The 21,274-nt window shown below is 50.7% G+C and carries 18 protein-coding genes and 1 pseudogene; 15 read left to right on the top strand and 4 right to left on the bottom strand.

Annotated elements, in window-relative coordinates; genetic code table 11:
- From AK2_RS13725 to AK2_RS17680, 4 genes are all read left to right on the top strand, one after another.
- Positions 1 to 754 (top strand): ABC transporter permease (locus AK2_RS13725; RefSeq protein ID WP_169794799.1); only part of this gene is annotated, 754 nt, incomplete at its 5' end.
- A 25-nt stretch (positions 755 to 779) separates the two neighbouring features.
- A complete protein-coding gene (locus AK2_RS13720; RefSeq protein WP_067935582.1) occupies positions 780 to 2,000 on the top strand; it encodes a sensor histidine kinase in 1,221 nt (406 codons plus the stop codon).
- 35 nt (positions 2,001 to 2,035) lie between these two features.
- Positions 2,036 to 2,680 carry a response regulator transcription factor gene (locus tag AK2_RS13715; RefSeq protein WP_245632914.1) on the top strand — a complete coding sequence of 215 codons (645 nt, stop codon included), beginning with the start codon at positions 2,036 to 2,038 and terminating at the stop codon, positions 2,678 to 2,680.
- A 125-nt stretch (positions 2,681 to 2,805) separates the two neighbouring features.
- On the top strand, positions 2,806 to 3,096 hold the full coding sequence (locus tag AK2_RS17680) for an AAA family ATPase (protein ID WP_067935579.1): 291 nt from the start codon (positions 2,806 to 2,808) through the stop codon (positions 3,094 to 3,096).
- A 78-nt stretch (positions 3,097 to 3,174) separates the two neighbouring features.
- On the opposite strand, the gene AK2_RS13705 is transcribed toward AK2_RS17680, so the two are convergent.
- Positions 3,175 to 4,311, bottom strand: coding sequence for a peptidoglycan-binding protein (locus AK2_RS13705; protein ID WP_067935574.1), 1,137 nt, complete (start codon positions 4,309 to 4,311; stop codon positions 3,175 to 3,177).
- 289 nt (positions 4,312 to 4,600) lie between these two features.
- Here AK2_RS13705 and AK2_RS13700 point away from each other — a divergent pair, with 289 nt between their 5' ends.
- Positions 4,601 to 5,917, top strand: coding sequence for a M14 family zinc carboxypeptidase (locus AK2_RS13700; RefSeq protein WP_083521217.1), 1,317 nt, complete (start codon positions 4,601 to 4,603; stop codon positions 5,915 to 5,917).
- Between the two features lie 336 nt (positions 5,918 to 6,253).
- Here AK2_RS13700 and AK2_RS16615 read toward each other — a convergent pair whose 3' ends face one another.
- A complete protein-coding gene (locus AK2_RS16615; protein ID WP_083521216.1) occupies positions 6,254 to 6,814 on the bottom strand; it encodes an HPP family protein in 561 nt (186 codons plus the stop codon).
- Positions 6,815 to 7,316: 502 nt separating this feature from the next.
- On the opposite strand from AK2_RS16615, the gene AK2_RS16610 reads away from it, so the two are divergent.
- Positions 7,317 to 7,913: a CGNR zinc finger domain-containing protein gene (locus AK2_RS16610; protein WP_083521215.1), complete on the top strand. Its 597-nt coding sequence runs from the start codon at positions 7,317 to 7,319 to the stop codon at positions 7,911 to 7,913.
- A 998-nt stretch (positions 7,914 to 8,911) separates the two neighbouring features.
- Here the strand turns inward: AK2_RS16610 and AK2_RS16605 are convergent.
- Complete coding sequence (locus tag AK2_RS16605) at positions 8,912 to 9,463, bottom strand: cupin domain-containing protein (RefSeq protein ID WP_083521214.1); 552 nt, start codon at positions 9,461 to 9,463, stop codon at positions 8,912 to 8,914.
- A 157-nt stretch (positions 9,464 to 9,620) separates the two neighbouring features.
- Entirely contained in the window at positions 9,621 to 11,033 is a 1,413-nt protein-coding gene (locus tag AK2_RS13685) for an APC family permease (RefSeq protein ID WP_067935558.1), read from the bottom strand.
- Between the two features lie 249 nt (positions 11,034 to 11,282).
- Here AK2_RS13685 and AK2_RS13680 point away from each other — a divergent pair, with 249 nt between their 5' ends.
- The 9 genes and pseudogenes from AK2_RS13680 (at position 11,283) to AK2_RS13650 (ending at position 21,266) form a co-directional block, all read left to right on the top strand.
- A complete protein-coding gene (locus AK2_RS13680; protein ID WP_067935555.1) occupies positions 11,283 to 12,341 on the top strand; it encodes a dipeptidase in 1,059 nt (352 codons plus the stop codon).
- A 13-nt stretch (positions 12,342 to 12,354) separates the two neighbouring features.
- Positions 12,355 to 13,470: an alanine dehydrogenase gene (ald, locus tag AK2_RS13675; protein ID WP_067935552.1), complete on the top strand. Its 1,116-nt coding sequence runs from the start codon at positions 12,355 to 12,357 to the stop codon at positions 13,468 to 13,470.
- 28 nt (positions 13,471 to 13,498) lie between these two features.
- Positions 13,499 to 14,668, top strand: a complete 1,170-nt coding sequence (gene alr, locus AK2_RS13670; RefSeq protein ID WP_067935547.1) for an alanine racemase — start codon at positions 13,499 to 13,501, stop codon at positions 14,666 to 14,668.
- Positions 14,669 to 15,565: 897 nt separating this feature from the next.
- Positions 15,566 to 15,664, top strand: a complete 99-nt coding sequence (locus tag AK2_RS17545) for a putative holin-like toxin (protein WP_245632913.1) — start codon at positions 15,566 to 15,568, stop codon at positions 15,662 to 15,664.
- Between the two features lie 518 nt (positions 15,665 to 16,182).
- Complete coding sequence (locus AK2_RS17850) at positions 16,183 to 16,518, top strand: helix-turn-helix domain-containing protein (protein WP_083521213.1); 336 nt, start codon at positions 16,183 to 16,185, stop codon at positions 16,516 to 16,518.
- A gap of 80 nt (positions 16,519 to 16,598) precedes the next feature.
- Positions 16,599 to 16,847, top strand: a pseudogene (locus tag AK2_RS17540) (ArsR/SmtB family transcription factor); the annotation flags it as partial.
- Between the two features lie 93 nt (positions 16,848 to 16,940).
- A complete protein-coding gene (locus tag AK2_RS17535; RefSeq protein WP_067935594.1) occupies positions 16,941 to 17,345 on the top strand; it encodes an SRPBCC family protein in 405 nt (134 codons plus the stop codon).
- Between the two features lie 486 nt (positions 17,346 to 17,831).
- Entirely contained in the window at positions 17,832 to 20,099 is a 2,268-nt protein-coding gene (locus AK2_RS13655) for an ATP-binding cassette domain-containing protein (RefSeq protein WP_067935543.1), read from the top strand.
- Between the two features lie 354 nt (positions 20,100 to 20,453).
- Positions 20,454 to 21,266 carry an ABC transporter permease gene (locus tag AK2_RS13650; protein WP_067935540.1) on the top strand — a complete coding sequence of 271 codons (813 nt, stop codon included), beginning with the start codon at positions 20,454 to 20,456 and terminating at the stop codon, positions 21,264 to 21,266.
- Positions 21,267 to 21,274 lie beyond the last annotated feature (8 nt).

Here is a 21,274-nt window from a genome sequence, read left to right as displayed (position 1 = left end):
TATTGGGACGCTCCTCCATTATGTGTATTTCGAATGCGTTAAACTGTTTCGTATGCCCATGTTCTCCGTTCCCACGATGCTATTTCCTGTTCTGTTCTTTGCCATGTTTGGCATGCCATATGTCAAGGATCAAATGGCGGGCATCAATGCCGGATGCTACATGATGTCGTCCTTTGGAACCTACGCCGTAATGTCCATGGCCATGTCTTCGTTCAGTGCGTCGGTCGCAAGCGAAAGAGGAAGCGGTTGGTATCGGCTTCTGCGCACCACGCCCGTCACTACCAGAACCTACTTCATCGGCAAATTCACCATGGCGATAGTGTTTGAATTGATTACATTGACCGCACTCTTTACTTTCGGTGCCTTCGTCGCCCATATTCATATGCCAATCAGTAAATCGCTCGAAGTGCTCGGTGTATTGTTATGTGGAACTTTTCCATTCATTGTATTAGGCTTTCTACTGGGTCTCATAACCGGTCCAAACTCGGCTACCATTGTCGCTAATCTCATCTTCTTTCCTATGTCGTTTGCGTCAGGACTGTTTATGCCGCTTCCGTTGCTTCCGAAGTTCATTCAGGAACTCGCTCCCTATCTGCCTTCATACAACCTAGCGGAGTGGGGCTGGACAACGCTTGGTGCTAAGGGCGGACATGACATCTGGACCAATATTGCTTGGATCACAGGTTATACAGTGGGATTTTTAGTATTAGCGATCATCGCGTATCATCGTGATGAGTACCTTACATCGAGTTAAGCACGACCCAAGGAGGTTGTCGAGGGTGCTCTATAGGGGGGCAACGCAGCACCTCTTCGATCATACACAGCAGCATCATCAGTCCGTCAGACAACGAATATCCACTTCACTTACGTCCTATTTTGGCCTTCCGCCGATTTTGGAACGAACTTTTATCGCAATGTGGCTTCTGTTTCTCTACCTTCCCGTGCGGAACTTGCTGATCTCTCAAGAGGGGACAGTTCCTACCATCACGGGCTTAGTTGTTGCCATTTCGTATTCAGCGCTATACGTGTACCTCATCTGGAATCCCCACGGTAAGGGGCGACGAAACCTGTACAAGCTGACGTTGCTCCTCAGCTTGATCACGGCGATGGCGGTGGGTAGCACGCTGCTCTGGCGATCGAATTGGTTAGAACTGTTTTTCTTCGCAGCTAGTGGTGCAGGCCTCGTACTCCCAGCTAAGTTAGCCGTCCGAGCGGTATTGGCGACAATGGTAACGGCCATTGCGACCGGCCTCACCGTTAGAGTCGGCTGGGTGAACATCGGCATTACTGTCGTAGTCATGTGTGGACTCGGGCTCGGCATGATCGGGTTTGTCCGTATGGGAGCGACAATTCACGAGTTGCGTGCTGCGCGAATGAAGATCGCACGCCTTGCCGTAGCGGAGGCCATCGCCAATGAACGCCTGCGGTTTGCCCGAGACCTTCACGATTTGCTTGGCCGCAGTCTCTCCCTCATGGCGCTCAAGAGTGAATTGGCACATCGACTTCTCCCTCTCGATCCAGAGCGAGCCAGTGCTGAGATTCAAGATGTTGAAAATGTTGCTCGCGAGGCCCTGAAAGAGGTCCGGCAGGCCGTAATGAATTATCGTAAGCCCACACTCACTGAGGAATTGGAAAACGCACGGGAGATGCTGCTCGCTGCGGGCATTGCATGCAATATCGATTGCTCAGTTGCCAGCCTACCTCCACAAATCGATTCGGTTCTGGCTTGGACAATACGTGAAGCCATAACCAATGTGATTCGACACAGTAGAGCTGGGCAGTGTGAGATTACAATTTGGGGAGACCGTGAGAATGTACACGCGAAAGTCTGGAACGACGGTTGCAGCCAGGAGGGGACGACTGTCAAACCCGGGAACCTTTTCGTAGCCGGTTCAGGATTGTCTGGGATTGCCGAACGAGTCCGCGCGGTACAAGGACAGCTTGAAGCAGGTCCGGATGGCGCAGGCAGCTTTCTGTTCCGAGTACACTTGCCCGTTTGAAATCTGTAAAAGTGTAAAAGGATGGTTAATCTATCGTGGGGAACACGGATAACGTCATTCGCGTTCTGCTTGCGGAAGATCAGGCCATGGTCCGAGGTGCGCTTCGAGCACTACTGTCTCTGGAACACGATATTCTAGTGGTGGCCGAGGCATCGCGTGGTGACGAGGTGCTGTCAGCCGCACTCGCCACAAATCCTGATGTCGCGCTTATCGACATCGAAATGCCGGGCAGTGACGGATTAACAGCAGCGGCCGAACTGCATAAGCATCTTCCGGATTGTCGTATCCTCATTTTGACGCCCTTTGGACGTCCGGGGTATCTACGCCAAGCATTGGACGGCGGTGCAATCGGTTTTATGGTCAAAGATGCTCCGGCCTCGGAATTGGCGGTAGCTATTCGCAGGGCCGTGGCGGGAGATCGAGTGATCGACCCACATTTGGCGGCATCGGCACTGAGCGTGGGGCCCAACCCTCTCACCGAACGGGAACGAATTGTGCTCGGGGCAGCCGCTGGGGGGGCTACCATTGCCGACATATCCCGGGCACTTCATTTATCCGAAGGGACGATTCGTAACTATCTGTCATCAGCGATTCAAAAGACTGGTGCTCGGAATCGTGTAGAAGCTGCGTACATTGCGGAACAGAATGGATGGTTGTCAGACAGATCGAATTGCCGGTGAACATGCTTTAGTACATCATCATCATCTGCGTCTGTTGAAGAGTTTTTGTCACGCGATCCTGAGCGTCTCCAACGAATTAAGGTTCAACTCAAGACACCACCATCTTTATCGGGAAACGGGAAGGCATGAATCCGTACCACGGCAGCCAGCTGAATCAACTCCTGGCGGAGATGGACGGGTTCGAGCCGCGGGATCGGGTCTTCGTCATGGAGGCCACCAACCGCTTGGAAGACTTCGATGAGGCACTAGTTCTCCCTGGGCGCTTGAGAACGAAGATCTACGTTCCTAACCCAGGCCAAGAGGACATTCGCATTATGTTCTGGCGCTGGACCGAAAAACAAGGTGTAAAGTTGTCTCCGGAAGTTAAGTCTGCTCTGCCTGTGTTATACCATTTGTACCCAAATCTGTGCATCTAGGTCATGAGCCACACAGCTAAAGCTGTGGGCTCATAGAACAGGCCGCATGATTTAATTTCTTACAGTATCTGTTGGGTTTCAATTAGTTTCGTGACCAACCTTTTCATCCACCTCTCCAATTGTGTTCCACAGGATTCTTGAGATTCCCTCCACTGTGTCGATTCCGTAGTCCTCACTGGCGTTGTGGAAGGTTAGAACGGCAATTACGTAATTGTGACCATGTCCATGAATGTAGCCAATGCTGTTAATGCGCCAATTTCCAGCAACATACGGAGACCAACCGTTTTTCAACGCAACGGTCGTTCCCGAAGGGACACCCTCCGACACTCCCCAGCGCTGCCCGCTCACGACATGTTCCATCAATCCTAGAGCATACTGTCGGTTCGTGTTGTCGATGATCGAGTTGGGATATGCCAGCAGTTTCAGAAGCGTTACCTGATCCAGTACGTTTGTCTCAGTCAGGCCCCAATAACCGTCGTTCCGCATTATCGTGTGGCTCATTCCGAATTTGCGAAGGTAAGGGGTTATCCCTTTCCCACGCCCTAATTGATTCCAAAGTTCTGATGCCATGTTGTTGTCGCTCTCTTCGATCATGGGGGTTAACAGTTTTTTCTGGGCGGCTGTCACTCCACGATGTGCGATCTGGTCTTTGTACAATAAAACGGTCATCAGGGCAACTTTCACGATGCTGGCCGTGCAATAGGTCGCATTCGGATTGTACGTGTACGTTTGCCCTGTATTCGCATCATAGACAGCTACAGAAACGGTGTCGTGGCGGTCTTCCAGGTAATCCTTAAAAGCGCCGTCGAACACAATCGAATTTTGTTGCTCCCATGAAAGTTTGACGGTACTCTTCGTAGAGTTCGCAGGATGCGTAGAAAAGGAGGCTCCAGTCGAGCTAAACAACGCATCCCAGGTTTGCGGGCCCACGATCCCATCGATGGCGAGGTGATGTGCCTGTTGAAAAGCTTTCACTGCACTCACCGTTTTTGGACCGAAAATCCCGTCAGCAGTACCCGCTGAATAGCCGAGCTTGTTCAGTCGCTCTTGGATTTCCTTGACATAGGTTCCCCTAGACCCAATCTGAATCAAGTGTCCCGGGTACGCGATAGATGTGGATGTGGATGTGGAGGCCATAGCCGTCGTCGGGGGAACAAAGATAGAACCGGTAGACAATGCAGTGATTGTTGATAGAGCCAGGATTGTTTTTCTCACCAAAATGCCTCCAATGCAAGGTCGAATATGTAATGTGTTCCTTTCTATTACTCTAACATGTTGGCTTCTCCGCGATCGCTGTGCTGCCTACTGAAATGAGGCGAGCCGGCATCATAAACAAATCCCAGTTAGGCGTGTCGCGAGGACTACCATAGGCATCATCAAGGATTCAGTAGGCCTGTGCGAAATCATCATGTTCATATGCAACAGACGAAATCCTTTGAAATCCTTTTTGTGGGTCTTTTTAGTTTACTATACTGCTTGTAGATACCAATAAGGAGGAATCTTGATGAAGAGGACGATGTTGGCGCTCTCTGCTTTGGGTATTTTGTCAGCGGGGACAGTTGGAGGAGTTCTGCCAACTACGGCATATGCAGCGACCTCATCACACAGCACGACGGCTGTCACATACCCAGGGCACTTGATAGAAATGGGGAGTCGGGGAACGTACGTGAAAGAAGTTCAGCAACAATTAAACAAGCTCGGTTATTCTTGTGGTACAGCGGACGGCATTTTTGGATCAAAGACATTGAAGGCCGTAAAAGCCTTCCAGAAAGCTCACCACTTGACGGTCGATGGAGTGGTTGGTCTGGCAACATGGAATGCTTTGTTTGGATTCTCTCCCGAATCTTCGACGAAACCGAAGACAATCGTCAATCCCTATCAAACCTATACATATAATAAGATGGTTCAAGACATCCAATCCTTAACCCGCAAGTACCCAGATCTGGTGCATTCGGAGATAGTCGGACGAACTGTTTACGGTCGCAGCATTTACGCTGTGTCGATCGGCAAGGGAAAACCAACGGCGTTCATCAACGGCTCCCACCATGCCCGGGAATGGATCACGACCGTCTTAAACATGTACATGATCGAGCAATACGCTCAGGCGTACGAGAAAGGTCAATCCATTGGCGGATACAACGTGCGGAATGTGTTGAACAACGCGACAATCTGGTTTATCCCGATGGTCAACCCGGACGGCGTTACACTTGAACAATTCGGTTTGTCTGCCTTCCCTCAAAGCAGTTGGGCGAACCTGACGCGTTGGAATGGCGGAAGCAGCAATTTCAAACGCTGGAAAGCCAACGCACAGGGCATCGATCCGAACCTCCAATACGACGGAGGCTGGGCGGACCTTCGGTACGATCTTGTAAACCATCCGTGGTACGAAAATTACAAAGGGCCCGCGCCGTATTACATTAATGAAGTCAAAGCTGTGCTGAAATTAATCAATCAAATCAATCCGCAGGACGAAGTCGCGTATCATTCTTCAGGCGGAGTCATTTACTGGGGCTACAAATTGACCCACACTCAAGAGAGCACTGACAATTGGTACGCGACGAAAGTTCGAAGCATGACAGGGTACTCCATTGAGCCCATAGGGGCCTCTGACGGTGGCGGATTGACGGATTGGTGGACGCACAATGTCGGTCGCCCCGGACTGACGGTTGAAGTAGGAACATACGTAGGGAATCAGCCCGTTCCGCTCGATCAATTTTCGACCATCTGGAACCAAAACAAAGCTGTCGGCTTGTTTATGGCCCAACAGGCGATTAGCCTTTATAAACAGCATCCGGACAGCGTTGTGCGCGTGAATTATTGAGCAGAACCGATGAGTAAACTACCGAATGGGCAGTGTGTGTGGCTGCCATCCCCGTCCGGCGAAGGCAGGGCCCGCGGCACGTACCCTTCTATTGGGACTTTCGATAACATCCGCCCGTAGATGTGGTTCCAGCCGACAAAGTAGCCTCTATGAAAGCAGAGTCTGAAAAACGTTTTGCGGGAAGGGCAAGGCTCTTCCCGCATTGAACTCATCTCAATTTCGGAATGCGAACTCCTATCCTCATAGGATATCCCTGGGTGCTACGAATCCACGTCTTACCATATCTCTCATTCTCCATCGTCTCAACATGGTGTCGTCAAATCGAGCTTGAGAACTCTACACCCAATAAGTCGGATATTGTCTTTCTTTTCTTAGATTATTTACGATTAATGCCATAAGAACAATCACAATAGAGCCTAGCAGAACTGGAGATAACAGAAAGATCCATGTGTTCCCATCCAGTATAACAACCAGGGGATCCGCACCAGCTGGCGGATGGGTTGTTTTTGTCAGCATCATAGATGCAATGGCAACCCCTACTCCTAACGCTAACGTCCAAGGTTGATCTCCAAAAAGGTGGTAGATTACTAAGCCTACGAGTGTGGAAACAAAATGCCCTCCAATAATGTTTCTGGGCTGTGACAACGGAGCTTGCCAGGCGGCAAAGGCCAAAACGCAGCTGGCACCAAACGGGGCCATTAGCCAGGGGAACGATGAATAATGTGCTAGAACAACAAGGATAAGAATAGTCAAAAATCCGCCGATAAACCCTGTCGCACTGTCCATTACATTGATCTTCAGCGGACTACGCCCTTGCCCCCTCATTTTCCTGATATAAGACATTCTGACTGTGGACACGTTTGATGTCACGGTACGGATACAGTCTTGTGGTTGCATCAGTCTCACCTCGTTTGCGCTAGGTCTGTCACGAAAACACGGCTGAAAAAAGTATATCCTTCTGCAAACTAACCAGTCAATAATTTATTCTAGGTTAGTTAAACCTGTGCGTATATAGATGGTGTGATGAAAATTGTTTTAACATAAGATTTTCACGTCGGGCTCCCAGCTTAACTTGGGAGTTGCTGTACGAGTGAAAAGTCTTATGTGACAAGGCTTTTAAACATCACCATGCGGATCCCTTGATTCAGGTAAGTACAGCCTGATGCCTGTGTTCCCCCTGGCATCATCTGCTAGTACCCTCACATCTCGTCCCCAAGACGAGCCACATCTCCGCCCAATGAGAGAGCACCGTGCAAAAGTGAGTCATCTAAGTTAATCTGATGAAGAGTCATTGTTGCTCTCCTCTTCATGATGGTTTGGTCAGTTTTTTCTTACGAAGGGATACGAAATGCTCACTTTGCTACTCGCAGTCAATGGACGTTGAAGGGAAGGCAGGAACATGTCCGCAAAAAAACAGGCATTCCCACTAATATCAGGTTCTCTCTCTATGGACCTTGTAAATACAGAAGTCATCAAACGAGGAGTTCGACATGATCTGTTGAAATCAACAGACGATCTTAAGCTGTGGATTAAAACCATGACATGTGCGAAGGCGTTGGATCCCATGCAGTTATCTTTGGAAGTAGACGAAGAATGGACAACAAACGATCTGGAGAAAATCCGATCGTTTCGAGCTGTTCTACGTACCAACTTCGAACATATTGCGGCCGGAAACTCACCTGATGAAGATTGGATAGAGGAACTCGAGGAACGAATAAGGAACACACCTTTTTCTTACAAATTAGTTGCAGATCAACTTCTACCTTTCCCTCTCGGGACACCTGGAGATTCACTTCTATCACTGGTGGCGTTTGATGCTCTACAGCTTCTATCGGGAGAAAAGTTCAGGCATATACGTCGCTGCGAAAATCCTGATTGTGTGTTGCTCTTTTGGGATTCGACTGGTAGACGTAAATGGTGTTCTATGAAGATATGTGGGAATAGAACCAAAGTTGCCAGATTCCAATCACGGCGGAAAAGCGAGATGCATACCTGAATGCGGTGGGGATTATGCAAGGCAATAACGTGGTTAGAAACAATGCTATCGCCTGCTCCATATGAGCCGGTGCGATGTCGCATAAATTACTTAAATCGTTCATCGTCGCATTGCTTCCGTTCGTCGTGGCTGTGGTTTTTGCCGTAAAACGCAAGGAACTACCCCATTGGTTGAGCGCCTTAACCCCGGGCTTGCCGCCTTTTGGCCTCGGCACCACATGGCTTCATCTGACGGGGCTGGACGCTACCGCTAACGGAGATTGGTATAAACAATTTATTGCCAATCCTTCCGCCTATCCACAATGGATTTGTAGAGTATATGGACGATGTTGGCATTTTCTTCCCTAAGCGTTTTCTCGGTTGGCATTCCCAGTATCATCCTACTAACAGGAGATTGTCTACTTTCTGTGGCTCCATTGATCTATGTCCACTAGAGGAGTAAATTTGTGCAATGTAATGTTATGCTTATTCAGATGATAAATGATCATCGATATGTAAGGCATCCAGATATTGAGTTGGACAATGTGCTGTATGTCAATGACGGCATGATATTAGGGAATATCAGGGTAGAAAATTAACCCACGTGACAGCTCTTCCGAGGGATCCACAAGGGTATCCAGAAAATTGGAATGTGGTGTAGTAAATGGTAAATTATATACGCAAGGTAAAAAATAAGACTATACACCCGTAACCTTATATTACACAAATGGTAAATAGACTCAGTTGATGAAGGAATCGAACGAGGCCGAGTTCGACGACGGAAACTTCTGGTACATTGATGCCTCATCCACTTTGGAAGAAGGCGAGAACGGTCCCCGACAAGGAGAACGGACACTATATCATGAGTCGGGAGGGTATCGCAGACAACGGAATAAAGATACCGCCTCTGGTCCACGAGGGAATGAACATTATCCTCATCTCACCTACGAAGAAGGTAACGCCCCCGTACCAGAGAAGCGGCTTATCAGACACTATGCAGAGACACCCTAAGGGCCTTGTTCAAAAACTTGGAGGTGTCATGGCCCAAATGGAACGACATGTTACAGACCCAGGATTTATGAACCGATGAGGAGTGGAAGAAGGGAATGAAATACTGTCCCCCTCATATAGACGGATTTCATGGGTATTGAGGCGAATGATGAGTTCTCCTTCCAGCACATAGCCGCATTCCTCACCGGCGTGCATAACAAGACCTTCTGGATCATGAGCTTTGCCGGGTTCGATCTCGACGAGAAGAAATTCGATTTGGCCATGCATGTTCGGAGTCAATAGCTGATAACGTACATGAGAGTCCGGAAAATGAATGATTTTGCGCTGATGTTTACGTACAACCAGATTCTCGTCGGTCTCTTGTTTTTGGAAAAAAGCATGCATAGGGATGTCGAGATAATTACATATCCTCCAAAAGACGGTAAGGGTCGGAACAACTCTTCCGCGTTCAACTTGACTGATCAGGCTGGTACTCACGCCGCAGGCGTCGGCGAGTTCTTTGATCGTATACCCCTTTTGTTGCCGAACCTCTCTTAATTTAGCATAGTCAAATTCCGACATTCGATTGGTTCCTCCAACAGACTGTTGACCGTTACGCCGGCTTTCTCTTTGATTAATAGAATAACTTACAATACATGCACCGTGCAAAACATGACGGCGAATCCTTGTAGTCATGTTTTGCACGGTGCGCGGATACCAATTTAAAGATTTTGGGCCTTCAATCCTCCGTCTTCAACTCATATGCAACGCTGTCGAAATTCTGCACTCCAGTTTCCGTTTCAATTTCTTTTTTGCGTTCCTTTAGCCTCAAATATGCAATCCAGTACAGGAATGCTACAACCACAATTACCGCAGTTTTAATGATGTCACCGGACGATTGTTGCGTCAGGGCTACGACGACGCCAAGTATCGCGATGATGGGAGGGAGGGGCCAAATGGGCATCCGGAATGGCCGTTCCTCCGAACGGGCTTTGAAGCGATTCACAATTGCGGAGATCGCAATCAGAAGATAGATGGTCACAATGATAACACCGGTGAACGTGATGAGGTTGTTCAATGATGTGAAGTAACACAGGATCGCGTTACCTAGACCGAGAAAGACGAACCCCCACTTCGGGACATTGCGTCGATTCATGCTGCCAAAGAAGCGATTGATAGGTTCCGGCCAGCTATCATTGCGCGCCGCATCCAAATAAATGCGGGCATACGCCAGATTTCCGCTTAATCCGGTGTCAAACATGGCGATGACGACCCCGATAATCAGTATGGTCGCACCTACGTGGCCTGCCACAGACTGTGCCACATAGGTAAGTGGCGCACTTGACTTCATGGCAGTGCCGAAGTCCGGGATAGCGAGCGTCGCAGACACAACAGCCAGTACTTCCACCACGACGGAAGTCAACACGGCAATCATGACCGCCCGTGGTAGATTGCGACGAGGTTCTATCGTCTCTTCCGCAAAATAGAGCGGCCAGTCGTAGCCATTAAAGGCGAACAATGCGGGCACCACTGCGGCCATCATGGAGGTCAATCCGACTCCGGTTAGAATACCATGCTCATTCAACGTAATCGGATGAAGAATGAATCCGATAGGGTGACTGACGCCTGTAAAGGAAACAGCGATAAATACCAGGATCACGACAAGCTCAATGACCAGCATGACCATGGCAACCCAACTCGCCGTACCGATACGTTCTAGTGAGAACCACGTGACAATCGCCATCATGGCCACGGCCGCCCAATTCACGGGGATTTGGGGTACAAGTGAATTCAGATATGTTGAAGAAGCCACCAGAATACTTGCCGTCACCACAACCCCCAGAACCAAAAACAAGAAAACTGCAACAAATCCGAGCGGTTTTCCCAGCGCGCGCCGGACGATTGTATAGGCTCCCCCTGCACCTGGGTATATGGACCCCAGTTCCGCGTAACAAAACGCCATAGAGATAGCGATGCACGCCCCGATGATGAATGCCCAAAATACACCGGTCCCTGCCGAATCCAAGCCAGCACCATAAACGAGAAATACGGACGTGGTGGGGGAAATGGCAGCAATGGCAATTGCGAGTACCTGGCGCAGTCCCATAACCGGTTTAAAACCGCCATGTATCTTCGATCCCTCAACCTTCACGCGCTCTCCTCCCTCTCCAAATAGATTTCAATAAAATAAAATTTTTACCCATTGAGTACATTATCTTAACTTATCCCTGTTTGTCAATGTACGAACGGATAAGTCGGACCGTTGTCGTTTAATATCATGTAAATTTATTTTTTGTTATTTAGGATATTGAAAACATCCATTCTCCATCTTATAATGCACGTGAAGCAGGAAGGGACCCATTGATGTTCGGCGGGGAGCACAAAGATTGGGGGGAGTTCGTTGTGTAACACATCCGGGTTGACAATCTTCGATTTCCATTCGGACATTCCCGCCGATATCGTAGCGAGACGGGCGAGCGGTGAACACGCCGTGTTTCAGAACCGGCATGCCAGGCGCCTGATGGATCATGGAGTGAAGGCAGCTATCCTCGCGCTTTGGGTAGAACCTGCCTACCGTGCCAACGCCGCTAGGCGGATCCTGCAGATTGCCGGCGCACTTCTCGCTGATCTCGCGGAATCCACAGCGTGCGTGCAATTGGTGACGGATGTGAATGAACTTTTGGATTGCATCGCATCCGGAAAATTCGCGGTGATGTTGGGCGTAGAAGGAATGACGTTCATTGAGCAATGGCCTGTCTTTCACGATGGGTGGAGACCCACGTCGCTCGGCCTGCAGTTCGACCAATTGCGGAATGAACAATGCGCCCAGTCGCTCGGCATTCTGAAAGCGCTGGGACTTCGCCACGCAATCCTCGTCTGGGGGGGACAGAACGAACTTGCAAGCGGCCCAGGTCAATTCTACGATCCAGATGCGAGACAGGGGTTGACGGACTTTGGCCGTGCTGTCGTTCAAGCGTGTGAGCGATCGAATATCGTGATCGATGTGTCGCATTTGGATGAAGCGTCCACGACAGATGTGCTTGAGGCTACAGAGGGAGTGGTCATCGCTTCCCATTCCAATGCACGTGCATTGTGCAATCATCCGCGCAATTTGTCCGACGCACACTTGCGCCGAATCGGCGAGCGGCAGGGAGTGGTGGGTATCAATTCGTATGCGCGCTTTGTGGACGCGGACCATGCGACTGTCGACCGTTTTATTGATCACATTGTCTATATAGCCGATCTGATTGGCATTGAGCACGTAGGATTGGGCTTTGACTTCATGGATTATCTGCCGGACAGCTTTGGGTTTCCAGAACGAACCGATGGACTGGCGCGCGTGGAGGATGTGCCTCGCCTGATTGAGCGGTTATATGCGAGGGGATTTAACGACGAGGAGATCGCGATGCTCACCTTCCGCAACGCGGCACGAGTGATGTCGCGGCCAAATGTACAGTAGGAGGAACATACGCATGTTGATTGGCATCCCAAAAGAAATCAAGCACAATGAGAACCGAGTCGCCGTCACCCCGACAGGTGTAAAGAGTTTTGTCGCGCAAGGTCACCAAGTTCTTGTCGAAGCGGGTGCGGGTCAGGGGTGCGGTTTCACTGACGAGGAATATCGAGCGGCGGGGGCACGGCTGGTCTCCCACGAAGATGCCTGGACAGAAGCGGATCTCGTCGTCAAGGTGAAAGAGCCACAGCCGTCAGAATACGCGTTTTTCCGGGAAGGTCTGACACTGTTTACCTATCTGCATCTTGCGGCAGAACCGGAACTCGCAAAACAACTGATGGAGTCCAGGACGACCGCGATCGCGTATGAAACCGTCCAAACCCAAAGTGGTGCACTGCCTCTACTAGCGCCCATGAGCGAGATTGCCGGAAGAATGGCGCCGCAAATCGGTGCCCAATTCCTCGAAAACCACTATGGGGGACCTGGCATTCTTATCGGTGGTGTCCCCGGCGTACGCGCGGCCTATGTGGTGATTGTCGGTGGGGGCACAGTCGGCACGAATGCGGCGAAAATCGCTGTGGGAATGGGTGCGCGCGTCACGGTTCTAGATAAGAGCGCTGAGCGCCTTGCATTTCTGGACGATTTGTTTGGGAATCGGGTTCAGACTATGGCTTCTAATCCCTACGACCTCGCTGCGTGCACCGCAGAGGCGGACCTGCTCATTGGGTCGGTCCTGATACCTGGCGCGAAGGCTCCGAAATTGGTGACCACCGAGATGGTGCAATCCATGAAACCTGGTTCCGTTATTGTAGATGTTGCGATAGACCAAGGCGGTTCAGTTGAGACCATCGACCACATCACGACCCATGAGAATCCCGTATACACAAAGTTCGGTGTGATTCATTACGCGGTTGCCAACATACCGGGTGCAGTGGCTCGAACCTCAACCATCGCACTGACCAACGCCACTCTCCCATTTGCACTGCAAATTGCAAACCTCGGGTGGGAGCAGGCTGCACGGCAAAACCCGGCGCTTCGGGGCGGGGTGAATGTCGCATACGGTGCAGTGACTCACAAAACGGTGGCTGAGGCCCTGGATATGCCATACCACGAATACGAATTTGTCGTTTCTTGACAGAGGGCACCAGGTCAGACTGAGGGTGATGACGACGAGTTTACAGGGCACCTACTACAGGGATACGTGGGTAGATGTAAACCTCGACGCAATTATCCACAATGTACGGGCGGTCCAAAAGCACGTCGGACCCGACGTTCAAATCATGGCGGTCGTCAAGGCAAATGCGTATGGACACGGGGCTTGTCAAGTCGCTGAGGCCGCACTGGAGGCGGGCGCCCGCTGCTTAGGCGTTGCGACGCTGGATGAGGCACTGCAACTGAGGCAATCCGGTATAGACGTGCCGATTCTGGTGCTCGGGCATGTTTCCCCACGTTATGCGGTCGTTGCAGCCCGCCATCAGATCGCGCTTACCGTGGTATCCGTGTGCCACGCTGAGCAGCTGGCTGCAAGTATGACAACGGCTCAAGGCCCACTCCTGGACGTTCATCTGAAGATTGACACAGGCATGGTCAGACTTGGTGTTCGTCACGCGGACGAGCTACTGCAGGCCGTGATGCTGATTGGGCGGCACCCATATATTCGGCTGACGGGTGCATTTACTCATCTGGCGCAATCGGACGCACGTGATCTTTCTTTTTCCATAGAACAACTGAAAAAAAGCCGCGCATTCTTTGAGCTATTGAAGCAGGCCATTCCAAATGAGGGTCCGTTGTTGTTCCATGCGGCGAACTCGGGAGGCATTCTGCAACTGCCAGACAGCTATTTCAATATGGTCCGGCTCGGCATTAGCCTGTATGGGGTGTATCCTTCCAAAAACCTGAAAAAGCATTCCGTAACGTTGATTCAGTCGCTTCGTCTGATGTCGCGGATTGTTATGCTCAAGGAAGTACCACCAGGGACGGCCATCGGCTACGGCGGTACGTTCGTGACAACCAGGACGACACGCGTGGCGACTATCCCGATTGGATACGGAGATGGACTCCCGCGCTCTCTTTCGAACCGAGGATACTTCCGCATTCACGGTGAACGGTGTCCCATCATCGGTCGCGTATGCATGGACCAAACCTTGGTGGATGTCACTTCGCTCTCAGACGTGCAGGAAGGAGATGAAGTGGTCATCTATGACAACCTGACCTTGATCGAACTGGCTGAACTCGCAAACACAATTCCTTACGAGCTCCTCTGCGCCATTGCTACCAGGGTGCCACGCCGCTATCGGCGTGGGGGGGGTCTATACGGTGAAAGTTCTGAGTAAAGATGGACGACAGCCCCCTCGCCAGTATCGTAGGGTGATGCGGCATCTCTTTGCCGGAGAACCGAGGGGCACGAGTTGCTATGGTGATTCCGTATTCAGTTGTGCGTCTCCTTTATTCATTCTCATTATACCTTGATTATTTTATCCTATCATCCCCTCTGACGCTGCAGTGAACGGTCGCTCACCCCCGGGCCTGCGGACCGCGTTACGGGTACCGGGAGGTGAGGCCTGTGGAGCGCAGGCTGCTGCTTGAACTGACGATACCGTTCTCGTTGTAGAACCGTGTTGCGATTCAGCTCGAGTTGGAAACGGTTCTATAAAATAAAAAGATTTACAGCCAATCCCACCAAGACTGGCCGGCCGCTGGATGAACTGTCCTCTGTGCAAAATCGGCCCGAGCGTTAGCGTCGATTCCACAGTTGGCCCTCATAGCACTAAACCTGCTTGCCCCTAAGTTTATTAGGAACGGCGCATACACGAAGATCTGGCTCTGGTACCTAAGCACGCAGGAACCTTTGAAACCTATGTGCGGCTCTCGCGTTGTGGACCATGTTGAACTACTTCTCAATATGTCGTACGTGAAGTGGAGAAAGTGCGCAATCCGCCTGTTCCGCCGGAGGTTAGGGGTTTGTTTCTTCAAGAACACTTTCAGAAATAGGAAAAAGCCGGTTGGAGGTACAATTCCAGGCGGCTTCTAATCTGTTCAATTTCTCTTGCTCTCGACCTTTTTATTGACATCTCTAATTGTGCTCCACAGGATACGCGAGATTTCCCCCATTGTGTCGATTCCGTAGTTTCTAGTCTCCTCTCTAAAGAAAAAAATCTGATAGACTATATCTAAGCACCGAAACCTTGGGGGTCACTCCCTGCCCGGCTTTTCGGGAAGGGGGTGGGGCCATGAGCGTAGCTACTGTGCTGTCGTTGATGATCCAATCTTTCATCGTGGCGCTTTTGTCGCTCGTCGTGGCAGTGGTTCTTGCCATAAAACGCAAGTAACCGCCCCCATTGGTTAGCGCCTGTGGGGCGGTTACTGCCTGACGTACAACTTGTTGGGCAGGGACAACGCCCAAGGCGTTGGTGCCCGGGAGTCGGAGGTTGCCCCCTCCGGCTCTCTTTTCATATTTAGTGTAACACAGCAAGAATATACGTCAATGCGGACGTGAGTCGTGAGAAGTCGCATCAAATTTGCGCCGATTGCGTCTGTTCTTTAGACGTGTAGAGAGCATCAGGCTATACTACCTGTAGACAATCCATGAGGAGGAATCTTCATGAAGAGGATGGTGTTGTAACTTTCCACCCTGAGCGTTTTCTCGGTCGGGGCCATCGGTGTTGTTCCAAAATTTCAGATCTACAAGTTGACATTGAACCCCCTGGAGCGGGTATGCACCGATTCTTTAATTTACAGAAATCCCGTGCGAAAGCCCACTCCTTTAGGGGTGGGATGAAGCGTGTTGTGGGTGGACGATATGCATAAAACCTTCCGCCTCTATCCAACAAAAGAAGAGGAATAACAAATCCTACGCACCATCGGGTGCCGCCGATTCGTGTTCAACCATTTTCTCACCTGTCGGAAGGAATCCTACGAACGGGGCAAGACCACGATGAACCAATACGCCTGCATGCGACAACTCCCCGCGTTGAAACAGCGATATCCCTGGCTTCGGGACGTAGACTCCACAGCCTTCCAACGGTCTGTTCAGCTTAATATTGCCATGTTCTCATTGCATCTGTGGGTGATGTGCCGGAAGAACGAAAAAATGTCCCTGATGTATTTCCCACACAAGGTACGTCGTCCTGATACCCGTTGCGCAGCTCCTCCGAATGTAGGCAGTCATACAGGGAGATATTAACAAACACCTAATGATTGACAGGACACCGATTAGTGTCCTAAAATAGGACACTGATCAGTATTGTTTTGGAAATTGTATTTATGGGGAGGGTGATGTTGACAGATAAAAGTCAAATGCGGGATGTTTATCACGCCATTGCCGATCCAACTCGGCGCAAATTGCTTCGTCTCTTGGCAGATGCAGAAGAATTGCCTCTGCATGCGTTAACGGTTCACTTTCAAATGGGTCGTACAGCGGTTTCCAAGCATTTGGCGGTCCTCAAAGATGCCGGTCTCGTAACCGAGCGAAGAGTCGGCAGGGAAACGCTGTATCGGCTGAATGCTGCTCCGTTAAGGCAAATTCAAGATTGGGTATCTTATTACGAGAAATTCTGGAAAGAAAGAATGATCGTTTTAAATCATTTACTACAGGAGGAACAAAAAATGAAATCCCTCTCACTGGATTTTCACTTTAAGAGTCCAATCGAGAAGGTGTGGTTCGCTTTAACGGATTCGAATACTCTTTCGAAATGGATGATGTTCAGGGAGAATGATTTTAAACCGGTTGTTGGACATAAATTTCAGTTTCGGATGGAGCCGACAGGAGGGTGGAACGGCATTATAGAGGGTGAAGTCCTCGAAGTGGACGAGCCTCATCGGTTATCTTACACATGGGTAAGCGCTGGGGAAAGCAATACGGTTACTTGGACGTTGAAACAGGATGAGGATGGAACTACTCATGTGCATCTCGATCAAACCGGTATCAGTTCGGAGCAAGCATTAAGTGGAGCGAAATATGGTTGGCAGAGCATGGCTAAACAGCTCGAAAACGTGTTAACAGAACTGTAACACGAATTTTCTACATGTAGGTCAATCTCTTTTCTGACGGGGTAGGCAATACGATCCGGACTCCCTTTAATCCTAACTGGCCGAGACCGTTTTAGTCGACAGAGTGGTCTATTATCAGACAGAAAACGCCGTTTTGTGCGGCGTTTTCGTTATGTAAGGGAGTCACATATGGAGGAGATAAGAAACACGTCTCAGAATGGAATCTGAAGGCCGTTTCAGTCGACAGACTGTCCGTTATTGGACTAGCCATTTTTGTTTTTGACTATATATCGGAACCTCAAATGCTCAAGGACTCGAAGGCGCTAAGTATGGCTGGGGTAAATGGTGCGGCGAGCTTAAAAAGTTGAGTGATCTGTTTTTACACGTATGTTGGCTGTATCTGATTTCGGGACTGGAAATACCACTATATTCCATTGCGGGTGGTAACAGCTTCGCTGGTACTACCTCTATGAAGAATTCAGCTTTCGTTGAACGGAGGAAGGTACCATGAACCAACCTTATCAAGAGTTTATCGAAATTCGCGGGGCCAGGGAGAACAATCTTAAGAACGTATCCTTGCGCATTCCCAAGCGCAAAATCACCATTTTTACCGGTGTATCCGGTTCCGGCAAATCGTCGATCGTTTTCGATACCATCGCCGCCGAATCCCAGCGTCTGCTGAACGAAAACTTCAGTATGTTCGTCCGCAACTTTCTGCCGCGGATTCCGCAACCGGATGCAGACGCGATCGAAAATTTGAGCATGGCGGTTGTCGTCGACCAGAAACGTCTGGGCGGTGGATCGCACTCCACGGTAGGCACCATTACCGATATTTCCCCGTTGCTCCGCCTGCTGTTTTCCCGTTTGGGAGAACCGCATGTCGGACCGCCCCATTTGTTTTCCTTCAACGATCCGAACGGGATGTGCCCGGAATGCAACGGCATCGGCCGCAGGCTCGGCGTCGACCTCGACAAGGCGCTGGACAAGTCAAAGTCGTTGAATGAAGGGGCAATCCTGCTGCCGGGCTATACGGTGAACAGCATGGATTGGACGTATATCGTGCAGTCGGGGTTCTTCGATCCCGACAAGAAGCTGAGCGATTATTCGGATGAGGAGCTGGAGCAACTGCTGTACGGCAAGGCGAGGAAAGTGAAGATGCAGTTCGCCGGGAAGGCAGTGAATATTACAGTGGAAGGCATCATCGAGAAGTTCACCAACAAGTACATCAAGCGGGATGTGAAGACGCTGTCCGAACGCACACAACGAGCTGTTGCGCCGTACATCTCCGAGGGTCCCTGCCCCAGCTGCCGCGGCGCGAGACTCAATCAGGCCGCGCTCAGCTGCAGGATCAATGGACTCAACATTGCGGAGATGTCCTCCATGGAGGTCGGACAGCTCATCCGCGTCATTCGAGAGATTGACGATCCTGTCGCCGCGCCGGTCGTCAAGTCGCTGACGGAGCGGCTGCAGCATCTGGTGGATATCGGACTTGACTACTTGACGCTGGACCGTGAGACTGATACATTGTCCGGCGGCGAGTCGCAGCGCGTCAAGATGGTGAAGCACCTGAGCGGCAGTCTGGTGGATGTAACCTACATTTTTGACGAACCGAGTGTCGGGCTGCATCCCCGCGACGTGCACCGGCTCAACGAATTATTGCGCAAGCTGCGCGACAAGGGGAATACCGTCATCGTCGTCGAACACGACCCGGACGTCATTCAAGTGGCGGACCATATCGTCGATGTCGGCCCACATGCCGGCAGCCGCGGCGGTACGATCGTCTACGAAGGCAGTTATGAGGGCCTGCTCGAGGCCGATACACTTACAGGTAAACATTTGAGGAAGCCGCTCCCGTTCAAGGAGATATATCGCCAGCCGTCCGGCAAATTGTCCATCGTGGACGCCAATCTGCACAATTTGCGCAATGTCAGCGTCGACATTCCCGCGGGTGTACTGACGGTGGTGACAGGCGTCTCCGGCTCGGGCAAGAGCACTTTGATGGAGGTTTTCCTGCGCCAATATCCCGAGGCGATTGCGATCGACCAATCGGCCGTCGGCGTCTCGGCGCGCTCGAATCCGGCCACGTACACCGGCATTATGGACGACGTGCGCAAGGCGTTCGCGGCGGCGAACAAGGTGAGCCCGGGTCTGTTTAGCTTCAACTCCAAAGGTGCCTGCGAAAATTGCCAGGGTCTCGGCGTCACTTATACCGATCTGGCGTTCCTGGACAGCGTCAAGCTTCCTTGCGAAGTTTGCGGAGGCAAACGGTTCAAGGAAGAAGTGCTGGCATACAAGCTCAACGGCAAATCGATCGCCGACGTGCTGGCGATGACCGTCGAGCAGGCACTCGCCTTCTTCGAAAACAAGGACGTGCTCCGCAAACTTCAGGCATTGAGCGATGTGGGGCTCGATTATTTGACCCTCGGCCAGCCGCTCAGCACGCTATCGGGCGGCGAATGCCAGCGTATCAAACTGGCCAGCGAGCTGCACAAGAAAGGCAGCATCTACGTGATGGACGAACCGACGACCGGCTTGCACATGTCCGATATCGGCCATCTGCTGGCGATCATGAACCGGTTGGTCGATGCCGGCAACACCGTCATTGTGATCGAACACAATCTGGACGTGATCCGAAACGCCGATTGGATTATCGAAATGGGACCTGACGGCGGCACCCGGGGCGGGCAAGTGATCTTCGAAGGCACGCCCGGGCAAATCGTCGACGCCGAACATTCGATTACGGGCAAGTATTTGCGGGCAACGGCCGGTCGGTGAATAGACGGGAGGCCGACAGGGCCTGGTCGTGTCCCGGGCGTGGTCCCAGGCATGGCCCAGGTCTTGTTCCTCGTCACTCTCCCATAAATACACCAGTATAAGTATACGGTGACTTCATATTCTCGAGCTATGGCCGCAAAGTGTCATGATTGATTCGCTTATTGGATCGGTAGAATGGGGAGTTGAGAGTTGTATCACATCATTGTATGGGCTAAAAACCGTGGACGTAAAACACCTAGACACTTAGTTAACTTCAGATTGCCCTAGGCTCGGATTCGGAATATGCTGTACGGAGTGAGCGCGCAAATCGATTACGCTACGAGTGATTCCGGAAAGGCCCAGGGGGGCGTACAATTGCTCAACCTAGTTCGTAATGAGAACATGAAAATTTACTTCCGGCTGAGAACGTGGAGCCTGTTCTCACTTCTCGGTGTTGCTATCATATTGACCGCATTGTTTTTGTATAGCGGACAGAACATGATGAAAGCTCTGGGTCCGACCAGTTTGAACGCGTGGACATTTTCGTTACAAGCCACGAATGATCTCCAAACACTATTGTTTGCATTCGTGGCAGTCATCGGCGGAGATATTGTCGCTGGAGAGTTCAGCGCCGGAACCATCCATATGTTGTTGACAGAAAGTGTGTCAAGGTCGAAAATTCTAGCCTCAAAATACTTGGCCGCATTATTATTCTCACTGTTTATGACCCTGTCGATGTTGATCCTGTCTTGGGCTATTGGTGGCGTTTTTTTCGGGTTTGCAGGGGCCTCGGTACCTCAAACATACGTAGGCCCAAACCATACGTTTCACCAAATGGCTGTGTCATCGTATCTGTTTATGCAATACGGTTTCTTGTACATCGAGGTTACTGTGACAACGACTATCGCTATCATGATTTCAACCCTGTTCCGCAGCAGTGCGTTGGCTATAACCGTTGCCATTATGGCAACTCTAATGGGGCCCACACTTGCTGTTGCTGTCAGAAACTATTCTTGGGACAAATACCTTTTGTTTGTAAACGCCGATCTGTCTCAGTACGTGATTCGCGGACCTCTGCTTCATGGAATGAGACCCGGTTTTTCTATCTCAATGCTCATCGCGTACTTAATCGTCATGATTGGACTGGCCTGGATGACATTCGTGAAACGAGATGTGTCGCATACGTAAATGATGAA

The organism is Alicyclobacillus kakegawensis NBRC 103104, from assembly GCF_001552655.1.
In the GTDB taxonomy this organism is placed as follows: domain Bacteria; phylum Bacillota; class Bacilli; order Alicyclobacillales; family Alicyclobacillaceae; genus Alicyclobacillus_G; species Alicyclobacillus_G kakegawensis.
This window is presented reverse-complemented; position numbering and strand designations above follow the sequence as displayed.